We start from the raw sequence: 12,839 nt of genomic DNA, 5'->3' as shown, positions 1-12,839 counted from the left end.
CGTTGCTCCTCGGACAACGAACTTCGCGCACGCATGAAACTGCTCCCCGGAGGTCGGATCTGAATTTCTCAGTCCAACTTCCGGGGAGCAGTTCATTCCGGAAGCGCCCCTGGTGTTTTCGGATGTCAGTAGGTCGTGGACGAATCCAGTCCGCCGGCGATGCCGAGCACGACGAAGAAGAGAATGTAGAGCGTCCAGCCCACGATCGCGGCGACACCGATCCAGATGCCCGCCTGCGCCATCCCCTTACCCTCGCCGCCGCGCTCCTTGATCTGGTTGAGCGCCATCACGCCGAGGATGATGCCGACAATCGCGCCGAGGCCACAGCTGCACAGGCCGACCAGCGAGGAGACGAGCGCGCCGATCGCCAGACCGTTGGTGCCCTGCGGCTGCGGGTACTGCCCGTACGGCTGGTACGCGCCCGCGGCCGGATAGCCGCCGTAGGCGGGCGGCTGCCCGTAGGCGGGCGGCTGCTGCGGATACTGCGGCTGGCTGGGCTGCTGGTATTGCGGCTGCGACGGTGGCTGCTGCGGATACTGCGGCTGCGAAGGTGGCGGCGCCGACTGCTGCGGGTACTGCGGCGACGACGGATAAGGGGAAGGCTGCGACGGCTGGGCGGTCGGATGCTGCGGCACCGAACCCGGCGCGCCGGACTCCGGAGACACGCCGGAGCCGCCGTACTGCTTCCACCACTCGTCGGAATCGCCGGGATTCGTCATAACGACAGCGTACTGGTTCGTTCGAGCGCTGGGGCGCTCGCGGCGGAGCCCGCGGGCCCGCCTCGGTACGGACATATCGGGTTTGCCGGGTCCGGGTGGTGGACAGGGTGTGCCTTGGGAGAATAGGGCCGTGACTGATACGAACTCGCTCGACAAACCCGCCCAATCTGGGCACCCCGCGCCGGAGCATGCGGCATTCGCCCAGGTTGCGCGGGGGTTCTATCCGGTAATCGTCGCCCTGTTCACCGCGACGCTGATCATCTCCAACATCTGCGCCACCAAGGGCGTGGAGTTCTTCACCGACAGTTCGGTGATGCTCGGCCCGATCCAGATCCTGCCGATCGCGACCGACGGCGCCTTCTTCCTGTTTCCCCTGGCCTACATTCTCGGCGACGTGCTCAGCGAGGTCTACGGCTTCCGCGCCACCCGCCACGCCATCTACACCGGTTTCGGCGCGCTGCTGCTGACCGTCGGCTGCTTCTACGTGGCCATCCAGCTTCCCGCCGCCGGCTTCTACGAAAACCAGGAAGCCTTCCGCACCGTCCTCGGCACCACCCCCCAGCTGGTGCTGGCAGGCCTCGCCGGCTACTTCGTCGGCCAGCTCCTGAACTCCGCCACCCTGGTGCTGATCAAAGAACGCACCAAGGAGAAGCACCTGTGGGCCCGCCTGATCGGCTCCACCGTCGTAGGCGAGTTCGCCGACACCCTGATCTTCTGCTCGATCGCCGCCACCGCCATCGGCATCAACACCTGGCAATCGTTCATCAACTACGTCATCGTCGGCTTCCTGTGGAAGACCCTCTGCGAGGTGCTCGTCATGCCGATCACCTACCGCGTCATCGCCTTCCTCAAGAAGACCGAACCCACCTACGCCCCCGCGAAAGCAGCGGCCCTCCACGACTGAGCCCCGCCCCATATCTCCCCCGCCACCCGTGCGGCGGCCACGAAGTGGCCGGTCCGCGGCCGGGTCGCCGACACGCGCGCGCCAGCGGTCGGCGACCCCTACACCTTGATCCGCCCCCGCCACTGCCCCAAGAACTCCTTCTTGAACTCATCGAAATACCCACCCTCGATGCTGCTCCTGATCCGATCGACCAGCCGAATCGTGAAGCGCTCGTTGTGAATCGTGCACAGCGTCGCCGACAGCATCTCCTTGGCCTTGAACAGATGATGCAGATAGGCGCGGGTGTAGTGAGCGCAGGTGTAGCAGTCGCAGTTCTCGTCGATCGGCGTGAAGTCCCGACGGAACCGCGCGGTGTTGATGTTGAACCGCCCTTCGTCGACGTAGATCGCCGCATTGCGCGCCACTCGCGACGGATTGACGCAGTCGAACGTGTCGGCTCCGTTCTCGATCGCCGTGAACATGTCCTCCGGCTCGCTGATTCCCAGCATGTGGCGGGGCTTGGCCTCGGGCAGCTCGTCGCAGCACCAGCCGACGATGGTGCCGAGGTTGTGCTTTTCGAGGGCGCCGCCGATGCCGTAACCGTCGAATTCCGTTCCGCCACTGCCCCGGATCGTCTCCAGCTCCCGACAAGCCTTGCGCCGCAGGTCTTCGTACTGCGCACCCTGGATCACCGCGAACAGCGCCTGATACGGCCGATGCGCGCGTGCGGCGGTGAGTCGTTCGTGTTCGTCGATACAGCGTTGCGCCCATTCGTGTGTGCGCTGCAGTGACTTCTCTTGGTATCCGCGGGTATTCATCAAGGTGGTGAGCTCGTCGAAGGCGAACATGATGTCGGCGCCGAGTTCGTGCTGGATCCCCATCGACACCTCGGGTGTGAACCGATGCTTCGAACCGTCCAGGTGCGACCGGAAGGTGACCCCGTCGTCGTCGACGGTGGCCAGCCGCTCCTTGCCCGCCGCGATCACCTCGTCGGACCGGATGTCCACGGCCTCCATGGCGAGGACCTTCTTGAACCCGACGCCCAGCGACATCACCTGGAATCCGCCGCTGTCGGTGAAGGTCGGCCCCGGCCAGTTCATGAACTTCCCGAGCCCACCCGCTTCGTCGACCACATCAGCGCCCGGCTGCAGGTACAGGTGATAGGCGTTGGCCAGCAGCGCTTGGGCCCCGATCTCCTTCATCGTCTCCGGCAGGACGGCCTTCACCGAGGCCTTCGTTCCCACCGGAACGAAGGCCGGCGTGGCGATCTCGCCGTGCGGGGTCGAGATCACCCCGGTCCGACCATGCCTGCCCCCGTCGAGACGGGTGCCTACTTCGAAGGAGAACTCGCTGCTGTCGGCCACCGCCCCATCGTGCCAGGGCGCGGACGGCGGTTCTATTGGGCTGCGGCGAACTGGGCGTTGTACAGGTTGTAGTACGCCCCGCGCTCGGTGAGCAGCCGTTCGTGGGTGCCGTGTTCGACGATGCGGCCCTTGTCCATCACGACGATCAGGTCCGCGTCGCGAATCGTCGAAAGCCGGTGCGCGATCACGAAACTGGTGCGGTCGCGGCGCAGGGCCGCGGTGGCGTGCTGGACCAGCGATTCGGTGCGGGTGTCGACCGAGCTGGTCGCCTCGTCCAGGATCAGGATCGACGGCTTCGCCAGGAACGCGCGCGCGATGGTGATGAGCTGCTTCTCGCCCGCGCTCACCCCGCCGCCTTCCTCGTCGATGACCGTGTCGTACCCGTTGGGCAGCGAGTGCACGAACCGGTCGACGTAGGCAGCGCGGGCCGCGGCCTGGATGTCGGCTTCCGACGCCGTCGGGTTGCCGTAGGCGATGTTCTCGCGGATCGTGCCCTTGAACAGCCAGGTGTCCTGCAAGACCATGCCGATGCGCGAGCGCAGGTGATCGCGGGTGATCGTGGTGATGTCGACGTCGTCGATCGCGATGGTGCCCGCGTCGAGTTCGTAGAAGCGCATCAGCAGGTTCACCAGCGTGGTCTTGCCCGCGCCGGTCGGACCGACGATGGCCACCACGTGACCGGGATCGGCGACGAGCGAGAGCCGTTCGATGACGGGTGATTCCGGGTCGTAGCCGAAGGAGACCGCCTCGAACTCCACCCGCCCACGATCCACCGGGCGTGAGTTCTGCACGACCGGATCGGCGCTCTGCTCTTCGGCATCGAGGATCTCGAAGATCCGCTCCGCCGAGGCGACCCCGGATTGCAGCAGGTTCGCCATCGCACCGATCTGGGTGAGCGGCTGACTGAACTGGCGCGAGTACTGGATGAAGGCCTGCACTTCGCCGAGCGAGAGGTTGCCGGTGGCTACCCGCAGCCCGCCGACCAGCGCGATGAACACGAAGTTCACGTTCCCGAGGAACATGATGGCCGGCATGATCAGCCCGGAGATGAACTGTGCCTTGAAGCTCGCGTCGTAGAGCTTCTGGTTGCGCTTGTCGAATTCCTCGCCGACCTCGCGGCCGCGACCGAACGCGGTGATGATCTCGTGGCCGGTGTAGGCCTCTTCCACCGACGAGTTCACTTCGCCGGTGAATTTCCACTGGTCCACGAAGTGCGGCTTGGATCGCTTGGCGATCTGCGCGGTGACCACGATCGCGGCGGGCACGGTGAGCAGCGCGATCAGCGCCAGCAGCGGCGAGATCCAGAACATCATGATCAGGATGCCGACCACGGTGAACAGTGAGACCAGCAGCTGGCTCATCGTCTGCTGCAAACTCTGTGAGACGTTGTCGACGTCGTTGGTGACGCGGCTGAGCACGTCACCGCGCGGTGCGGTGTCGAAGTAGCGCAGCGGAAGCCGGTGCAGCTTCTGCTCGACCTCGTCGCGCAGGCGCTTCACCGTCCGGTTGATGACGAAATTGAGCAGGTAACCCTGCAGCCAGCCGAACACCGAGGCGGCCACGTACAGCGCCAGCACCAGCATGAGCACTCGGCCGACGGCGTCGAAGTCGATGCCGGTACCGGGGATCACGTTCATCGCCGAGAGCATGTCGGCGCGCGTGGTCTCGCCCTGGCTGCGCAGCAGTTCGACGGTCTGATCTTTGGTGAGACCCGGCTCGAGCTGCTTGCCGACGAAGCCGTCGAACACCAGGTTCGTCGCCTTGCCGAGCAGGTACGGGCCCAGCGTATTGAGTACGACGGAGGTGATCACCAGCGCGACGATGACGCCGACGGTGAATCTCTCGGGCGCCAGCCTGCTCAGTAGTCGCTTCAGCGACGGACGAAACGACTTGGCCTTCGTCCCCGGCGCTCCGGGAACGGCTCCACCTGGCCTCATCGGGCTTCCTCCACGCTCAGCTGGGATTCGACGATCTCGCGGTACTCCGAGCAGCGCTGCATCAATTGGTCATGGGTACCGATGCCTGCCATCGCACCGTCCTCGAGGACGACGATCTGGTCGGCGTCGCGAATCGTCTGAATTCGCTGGGCAACGATCACCACCGACGCGTCGGCGGTCTCGGGCTCTAGCGCGGCACGCAACCGAGCGTCGGTGGCGACGTCGAGCGCGGAGAACGAATCGTCGAACAGGTAGACGCGCGGTTTGCGCACCAGCGCGCGGGCGATACACAGCCGCTGGCGCTGACCGCCCGACACCGTGGTGCCGCCCTGGGCTACCGGAGTATCGAGACCCCGCGGCATGTCTCGCACGAAATCGGCCGCCTGGGCGACCTCGAGCGCGTGCCAGAGTTCTTCGTCGGTGGCGTCGGGCTTGCCGTAGCGCAGATTGGTCGCGACGGTGCCGGAGAACAGGTACGCCTTCTGCGGCACCAGCCCGATCCCGCCGCGCAGGAGTTCGAGGTCGAGGTGACGTACGTCGGTGCCGCCCACGTAGACCGCGCCGTCGGTGACGTCGATCAGACGCGGGATGAGGTTGATCAGCGTGGTCTTGCCCGCGCCGGTCGACCCGACCACGGCCGTGGTGGTCCCGGGCGCGACCTGGAAACGGATGCCGCGCAGCACCGGCTTCTCCGCGCCGGGGTAGGCGAATTCCGCGAACTGCACGTCGACCGTGGCCGGGTCGCCTTTGAACGCCTGCGGCAGTCGCGCCGGGCGAACCGAGGACTCGGTCTCGAGCACCGCACCGATCCGGTCGGCGGACACGGCTGCCCGGGGGGCCATCATCGCCAGGAAGGAGGCCATCATGACGGCCATCAGGATCTGCATGACGTAGGACAGCATCGCGGTGAGCGAGCCGATCTGCATCGTGCCGTTGTCCACGTGGTGGCCACCGAACCAGATCACTCCGACGGCGGTCAGATTGCTGATCAACATCACGGTCGGGAACATCAGCGCCATCAACTTGCCCACGCGCAGCGATGCGTCGGTGAGCGCGGTATTGGCCATCCCGAAGCGCCAGATCTCCTGGCGCTCACGCACGAACGCGCGCACCACCCGGATACCGGTGATCTGCTCGCGCAACACCCGGTTGACCCCGTCGATGCGCTCCTGCATCTGCCGGAACCCCGGCACCATCCTGGCCACGATCGTGCCCATGGAAATCGCCAGGGCGGGCACCGCGATCAACAGCAGCCACGACAGGCCGAGATCTTCGCGCAGCGCCATGATGACGCCACCGACGCACATGATCGGCGCCATCACCAAGATCGTCACCGACATCACGATGAGCAGCTGGACCTGCTGAATGTCATTGGTCGAACGGGTGATCAGCGACGGCGCGCCGAACATCCCGACCTCCCTGGCCGAGAACGTCTCCACCCGGTGCAGCACGCCACCGCGCATATCGCGACCAGCGCCCATCGCCGCCTGCGCGCCGAAGTACACCGACGCCGACGAAGCCACGATCTGCACGCAGCTGACCGCGAGCATCCACAGACCGGTGGTCCAGATGAAACCGATGTCGCCCTTGGTGACCCCGTTGTCGATCAGGTCGGCATTGAGACTGGGCAGGTAGAGCATCGCGATAACCGAGATCAGCTGGAGTGCGATGACACTCGCCAGCTGGGCGCGGTACGGAGCCAGATAGGTCCGTAGCAGGGAGATCAACATGATGGTCGAAGGCTACAGCGCACGGGTGAGCAGCGCCCCGCACTTTTACCCACCCTGTGGATAACTTCGGGCCTGTGGATAACTCAGGCGCCCGCAGGTGTGCGCGGTGCGCGACGAACCCACGCGCCGGGGTCGGCGACAAGGTCACCGATGAAACCGGGCAGTCGGTCGAGCGCGATGTCGGCGATGGACACGTTCTCCAGCACAGCCCGGATATTGACCCGCAGTGCGATCCACACCTGCTGCAACGGTTCCGCGGCGCCCGGATACCGCACATCCTCGGGGCGCTGCCCGCGTACCGAAGCCAGCGGCGACTCCACCGCGCGGATCACATCCGCCACCGAGATCTCCGTCGCAGGCCTGCCGAGGCGATACCCGCCGTCGGGCCCGCGCCTGCTCAGCACGAGCTCGGCGCGACGCAGTTCGGCCAGCACCGTCTCGAGCACCTTCGGTGGGATCTGCGCGGCGGCGGCGATGGCCTCGGACTTGACGACTCCATCGGCCGCGGCGAGCTCGAGTAGCGTTCGCACCGCGTAATCGACTCTGGCGGTGATATGCACGGTGTCAACCTACGCGGTGCGCCGAACCGGCGCGGTCGGCGGCCGGAGCCCGACCGTCACCACGCGGTCCGTCCGCTCATGCCGCATCGGTACAGGCGGTCAGTACGCAGGTCGCCGCGTCGAGGAGGGTCCGCTCGACGACCTCGTCGGTGGCGCCGGGTGCCAGCTCCGAGGACAACAGCGCCACCCCGAGCACCTCGATCGCCGCCGCGGCCCGTAGCTGGGATTCCTTGCTCGGCTGCGGCCCGGCCAGCCATTGCCGCAGCTCACGGTTGGGTTCCATCAGATCGGGGTAGCGGTCGGCGATGGCGTTGACGATGGCCGCTGTGTCGCGCACGCAGAGCGCGCCCGCGTCGCGGTGGCGGATCATGCCGCGCAGATAGGTGCGCAGGACCGCGCGGATGCCCTCGTCGTTGTAGGGAACAGCGTCGATGTCCTCGACGATGTCGCGCATGTGATCGATGATCGGGTCGATGATCGCGAGGAGCAGATCGAGCTTCGACGCGTAGTGGTAATAGAGCGAAGCCTTCGTGATTCCCACCACATCCGCGACCTCACGCAGGCTCGTCTGCTCGAAGCCTTTGGCGGCGAACAGCGCGACCGCGGCGTCACGGATCGCCTGTTTGGTACCTCCACCTGCGGTGACGGTGTCGGCGATATCTCGGGCGGGCATGGCGGAAATCCTCCCATGATTCGGCGTGACGGATCCGGCGCCCCCAATATTGAGGTTGCTCCTCCACTTAACTACTAGGTAGTCTACCTACCGCACGGTAGGCAGAAAACGATGTTGTGGAGACGGGTCCCGCAGGGGTGGCCCGTGAGTGCTGTCTACGAGCCCTGATCCCACCCGTTCTTCGCGCTAGGAGCACACGCGTGTCCGTATACCTGTACAGATGGGGAAAGTTCGCTTTCCGCCGTAAATGGATTGTCTTGCCGGTCTGGCTGCTGCTGTTGGTGCTGCTCGGCGGCCTCGGCGCCACACTGAGCAAGCCGATGTCCAACGATTTCAGCATGCCCGAGCTCCCGTCGGCCCGCGCCAACGAGATCCTCGACAAGCACTTCGAGGGCATGTCCAAGCAGTTCTCGATGGATGCCGTCACCGGCACCTACGTGATCGGCGCACCGGAGGGCCAGAAGCTCACCGACCCGGCCAACCGGGCCGCGATCGACGCGTTCATCGCCAAGCTCGGCGAGATGTCGATCGTCGATCACGAAACGAAACTGGTCAGCCCGATCGCGGCCACCGAGGAGATGGGCTGCCTCGCCGACCCGGACCCGTCGAAGTGCTCGTCCGCCCCGCTCAACGTGTTGAGCGAGACCGCACCCGACACCGTCGGCGTGCTCAGCGTCCCGTTCACCATCAAGGCGATCACCGACGTGACCGACGCCGAGCGCGACGCCGCCTTCGAGGTCGGCGCCGACGCCCGCAACGCGGGCCTGACCGTCGAGCTCAGCGGCTCGATCGCGATGAAGCAGGAACAGCCGAGCGGCAAGTCCGAACTGATCGGCATGGGTGTCGCGCTGATCGTGATGGTGGTGGTCTTCGGCGCCATCGTCGCCGCGGTGGTGCCCATCATCACGGCCATCGTCGGCCTCGGCGCGGCGACCTCGCTGATCATGCTCGGCACCTCGGTCATGGAAGTGCCCGGCTTCACCACCTTCCTGGCCTCGATGATCGGTATCGCGCTCTCGATCGACTACGCGCTGTTCATCGTGTCCCGATACAAACACGAACTGGCCGTGCGTGACTCGGCTGAGGAAGCCGCGGGTACCGCGCTCGGTACCGCCGGCTCGGCCGTGGTGTTCGCCGGGCTCACCGTCATCATCGCCCTCGGTGCCCTCGGCATCGTCGGCGTGGAGTTCCTGACCTTCATGGGTCTGGGCGGCGCCATCGCCGCCGCGTTCGCCGTGCTCACCGCTGTCACGCTGATGCCCGCGCTGATGGGCGCCTTCGGTAAGACGCTGTTCAAGCCGAAGCTGCCGATCGTGGCCCAGCACGACCCCGAAGACGACAACTCGGTGACCAACGGCCAGCGTTTCGCCAAGCTGATCGCCAAGGCCCCGTGGGTCGCGCTGGTTCTGGCGGTGGCCGTGCTCGGCGCGCTCGCGGCACCCGCCGCCGGCCTGAACCTCGGCCTGCCCGGTGACGACAGCATGCCGAAGACCTCCACCATCCGTAAGGCCTACGACCTGCGGACCGAAGGCTTCGGCGAAGGCAGCAACGGTGTGCTCATGGTCGCCGCGGACTTGAGTGCCACGCCCGAGGGCGAGCGTGAGGCCGCGGTCGGGGCGCTGCGTGCCAAGCTCGAGTCCTACGAGGGCATGGATTACGTCACCGAGCCGGTGTGGAGCAAGGACAACCAGGGCGCCATGCTCAACGGTGTCCCGAAGTCCGGTCCGAACAACCAGGACACCAAGGATCTGGTCGCCGAAGCACGCGGCGCGGAAGCGGATCTGGCCGCGCAGTACGGCATGCAGTACGGCATCACCGGCACCACCGCCATCTACGCCGATGTCGACCATGTGCTGCTCAGCAAGATCCTGCCGTACCTGGCGATCGTGGCCGGTGCCGCGTTCATCCTGCTGATCCTGGTGTTCCGCTCGATCCTGGTCCCGCTCACCGCCGCGCTCGGGTTCCTGTTGTCGATGGGTGCCACCTTCGGTGCGACCGTGCTGATCTTCCAGCAGGGCAAGTTCGGCCTGATCGAGGATCCGCAGCCGCTGGTGAGCTTCCTGCCGATCATGTTGATCGGCTTGGTGTTCGGCCTGGCGATGGACTACCAGGTGTTCCTGGTGACTCGCATGCGCGAAGAGTTCGTGCACGGCAAATCGCCCAAGGACGCCATGGTCTCCGGCTACCACCACGGCGCTCGCGTGGTGACCTCGGCCGCGATCATCATGATCTCGGTGTTCGGCTCCTTCATCCTGGAAACCGACGTCACCGCCAAGTCGTTCGGTTTCGCGCTGGCCGCCGGTGTGGCGATCGACGCGTTCATCGTCCGCATGATCGTCGTTCCGGCTTTGCTGGTGATCATGGGCAAGTGGGCGTGGTGGATGCCGAAGTGGCTCGACCGCATCGTGCCCGATATCGACGTCGAAGGGGCGAAGCTCGAGCAGCTGCGCAACGAAAGTTCCGAAACGGTGAAGCACCCGGTTTCGGTAGGCTGACCCGCGCCTGAACAACACGGCCCCGCAATCCACCACCGGATTGCGGGGCCGTGCTGTTTTCGGTATCCGTGCTGTTGGCGGTGCTTGATATCGCGGTTGCTGGGCAGCAGACTCAGGGCTAGTTCGACCCGGCTGTACCTCCGATCCGCGCTCTGCACCGATCCACGAGGAGAAGAACCGTGTCCATCTATCTCTACCGGTGGGGCAAGCTGGCCTTTCGCCGCAAATGGATTGTGCTGCCCGTCTGGTTGCTGCTCTTCATGGTGCTCGCGGGACTGGGTTCCTCGTTGCAGAAGCCGATGACCGATGACTTCAGCATGCCGAACCTGCCGTCGGAGCGGGCCACCGAAATTCTCGACAAGCACTTCCCCGGCATGTCCGAGGCGTTCGCGTTCGACGCGGTGACCGGCACCTATGTCGTGGGCGCGCCCGCGGGCCAGAAGCTCACCGACCCGGCCAACCGCGCCGCGCTCGACGGCCTGATCGGCGAACTGAACCAACTCGACATCGTCGACCATGCCGAGCCCATCGTGAATCCGATCACCGCTACCGAGGAAATGGGCTGTCTCACCGGGCAACCCGACCCGTCGACATGCAGTGGCGCGCCGTTGAACGTGCTGAACGAGTCCGCACCCGACACCGTGGCGTTCTTCAGCGTCCCGTTCACGATCTCCGACTTCGCCGACATCACCGCCGACGAACGCGAAATCGCCTACAAGGCGGGCGACTCCGCCCGGGCCGCCGGTCTGACAGTCGAGATCAGCGGCACCATCGCCATGGAACAGGAGATGCCGAGCGGTAAGTCCGAAATGATCGGCATGGCAGTGGCATTGGTGGTGATGATCGTGGCGTTCGGCGCGATCGTCGCCGCGTTCGTGCCGATCATCACCGCGATCGTGGGTCTCGGCGCGGCGACTTCGCTGATCTTCCTGTCGACCTCGGTGCTGTCGGTGCCGAGCTTCACGACGTTCCTGGCCTCGATGATCGGCATCGCGCTCTCGATCGACTACGCGCTGTTCATCGTCTCTCGCTACAAACACGAACTGGTGGTGCAGGATTCGGCCGAGGAAGCCGCCGGTACCGCCTTGGGCACGGCCGGTTCGGCGGTGGTGTTCGCCGGGCTCACCGTCATCATCGCGCTGGTCGGGCTGAGCATCGTCGGGGTCAGATTCCTGACGTTCATGGGTCTGGGTGGTGCCATCGCGGCCGCGTTCGCCGTGCTCACCGCCATCACGTTGATGCCCGCGTTGCTCGGCGCGTTCGGTAAGGCGCTGTTCAAGCCGAAGCTACCGCTGATCGCCCAGCACGATCCCGAGGACGACAGTGTCGTCACCAACGGCACCCGGGTGGCCACGGTGATCGCCAAGTTCCCCGCGGTCACGATGATCCTGGCCATCGTGGTGCTCGGCCTGCTCGCCGCACCGGCACTCAACCTGAACCTCGGCCTGCCCGGCGAGGACAGCCTGCCCAAGTCGACCACCGTGCGTAAGGCCTACGACCTGCGCACCGAAGGCTTCGGCGAGGGCAGCAACGGTGTGCTCCAGGTGGCCGTCGATCTCAGCGACACCCCTGCCGACCAGCGTCCGGCGGCGCTGAATGCCCTGCGTGACAGGCTGCGGTCCTACCCCGACATGGATCTGGTCACCGAACCGCAGATGAGCGAGGACGGGGCGGGCGCGCTGATCAACGGCATCCCCAAGTCCGGGCCCAACGCGCAGTCCACGAAGGATCTGGTGCAGTCGGCGCGCGATGCGGAATCAGATCTGAACGAACAGTACGACATGTCGTACGGCATCACCGGCACCACTGCCATCTACGCCGATATCGACCATGTGCTGTTGAGCAAGATCGTTCCGTACATGGCGATCGTGGCCGGTGCCGCGTTCATCCTGCTGATCCTGGTGTTCCGCTCGATCCTGGTTCCGCTCACCGCGGCGCTGGGCTTCCTGTTGTCGATGGCGGCCACCTTCGGCGCGACCGTGCTGATCTTCCAGGAAGGCAAGCTCGGGCTGATCCAGGATCCCCATCCGCTGGTGAGCTTCCTACCGATCATGTTGATCGGCTTGGTCTTCGGCTTGGCGATGGACTACCAGGTGTTCCTGGTGACCCGCATGCGCGAGGAATTCGTGCACGGCGCCGACCCCACCGAGGCCGTGGTCAAGGGCTATCACCACGGTGCGCGCGTGGTGACCTCGGCGGCGATCATCATGATCTCGGTGTTCGGTTCGTTCCTGCTGGAATCCGATGTCACCGCCAAATCGATGGGCTTCGCGCTGGCCGTCGGCGTGGCCTTGGACGCGTTCGTCGTCCGGATGGTGCTCATCCCCGCTTTGCTTGTGCTGCTGGGCAAGTGGGCGTGGTGGATGCCGAAGTGGCTCGACCGCATCGTGCCCGATATCGACGTCGAGGGCTCGCGGCTGCGCGAGATCCAAGCCGAACGGCGGGAGGCCGCGCCTCTACCGTGAGACGCGGTGCCGA

General features: G+C 65.7%; 9 protein-coding genes. 3 read left to right on the top strand and 6 right to left on the bottom strand.

All coding sequences use genetic code 11. From position 1 onward, the window contains the following. Window positions 1–125: 125 nt before the first annotated feature. Window positions 126–719 carry a DUF4190 domain-containing protein gene (locus ACFWUR_RS22150; RefSeq protein WP_378909233.1) on the bottom strand — a complete coding sequence of 198 codons (594 nt, stop codon included), beginning with the start codon at window positions 717–719 and terminating at the stop codon, window positions 126–128. A 130-nt stretch (window positions 720–849) separates the two neighbouring features. Between ACFWUR_RS22150 and ACFWUR_RS22145 the strand changes: the two genes are divergently transcribed. Continuing rightward, window positions 850–1,623 carry a queuosine precursor transporter gene (locus ACFWUR_RS22145; protein WP_378909231.1) on the top strand — a complete coding sequence of 258 codons (774 nt, stop codon included), beginning with the start codon at window positions 850–852 and terminating at the stop codon, window positions 1,621–1,623. Window positions 1,624–1,721: 98 nt separating this feature from the next. Here ACFWUR_RS22145 and tgt read toward each other — a convergent pair whose 3' ends face one another. The 5 genes from tgt to ACFWUR_RS22120 form a co-directional block, all read right to left on the bottom strand. Continuing rightward, a complete protein-coding gene (gene tgt / locus ACFWUR_RS22140; protein ID WP_378909230.1) occupies window positions 1,722–2,966 on the bottom strand; it encodes a tRNA guanosine(34) transglycosylase Tgt in 1,245 nt (414 codons plus the stop codon). A gap of 32 nt (window positions 2,967–2,998) precedes the next feature. After that, window positions 2,999–4,903, bottom strand: a complete 1,905-nt coding sequence (locus ACFWUR_RS22135) for an ABC transporter ATP-binding protein (RefSeq protein ID WP_378909229.1) — start codon at window positions 4,901–4,903, stop codon at window positions 2,999–3,001. Then, the gene (locus ACFWUR_RS22130) at window positions 4,900–6,633 is read right to left on the bottom strand and encodes an ABC transporter ATP-binding protein (protein ID WP_378909227.1); all 1,734 of its coding nucleotides are present in this window, start codon (window positions 6,631–6,633) and stop codon (window positions 4,900–4,902) included. Before ACFWUR_RS22130 ends, ACFWUR_RS22135 begins: the two co-directional genes overlap by 4 nt. Before the next feature lie 83 nt (window positions 6,634–6,716). Continuing rightward, window positions 6,717–7,193 carry an RrF2 family transcriptional regulator gene (locus tag ACFWUR_RS22125; protein WP_378909225.1) on the bottom strand — a complete coding sequence of 159 codons (477 nt, stop codon included), beginning with the start codon at window positions 7,191–7,193 and terminating at the stop codon, window positions 6,717–6,719. A gap of 76 nt (window positions 7,194–7,269) precedes the next feature. Further along, window positions 7,270–7,866, bottom strand: a complete 597-nt coding sequence (locus ACFWUR_RS22120) for a TetR/AcrR family transcriptional regulator (protein ID WP_378909224.1) — start codon at window positions 7,864–7,866, stop codon at window positions 7,270–7,272. 200 nt (window positions 7,867–8,066) lie between these two features. Between ACFWUR_RS22120 and ACFWUR_RS22115 the strand changes: the two genes are divergently transcribed. Continuing rightward, the gene (locus tag ACFWUR_RS22115; RefSeq protein WP_378909222.1) at window positions 8,067–10,361 is read left to right on the top strand and encodes an MMPL family transporter; all 2,295 of its coding nucleotides are present in this window, start codon (window positions 8,067–8,069) and stop codon (window positions 10,359–10,361) included. A gap of 179 nt (window positions 10,362–10,540) precedes the next feature. Next, the gene (locus ACFWUR_RS22110; protein ID WP_378909221.1) at window positions 10,541–12,826 is read left to right on the top strand and encodes an MMPL family transporter; all 2,286 of its coding nucleotides are present in this window, start codon (window positions 10,541–10,543) and stop codon (window positions 12,824–12,826) included. The last annotated feature ends 13 nt before the right edge of the window (window positions 12,827–12,839 follow it).

The sequence above is a fragment of the Nocardia sp. NPDC058633 genome (assembly GCF_042717045.1).
Classification (GTDB): Bacteria; Actinomycetota; Actinomycetes; order Mycobacteriales; family Mycobacteriaceae; genus Nocardia.
The sequence above is the reverse complement of the archived record's forward strand: the minus strand, read 5'-3'. Positions and strand labels throughout refer to the sequence as shown.

What these genes read in the sequence shown, in the direction of transcription:
- ACFWUR_RS22135 (WP_378909229.1), bottom strand. Translation starts at nt 4,903, where the DNA reads ATGAGGCCAGGTGGAGCCGTTCCCGGAGCGCCGGGGACGAAGGCCAAG.
- ACFWUR_RS22130 (WP_378909227.1), bottom strand. Translation starts at nt 6,633, where the DNA reads ATGTTGATCTCCCTGCTACGGACCTATCTGGCTCCGTACCGCGCCCAG.
- ACFWUR_RS22120 (WP_378909224.1), bottom strand. Translation starts at nt 7,866, where the DNA reads ATGCCCGCCCGAGATATCGCCGACACCGTCACCGCAGGTGGAGGTACC.
- ACFWUR_RS22150 (WP_378909233.1), bottom strand. Translation starts at nt 719, where the DNA reads ATGACGAATCCCGGCGATTCCGACGAGTGGTGGAAGCAGTACGGCGGC.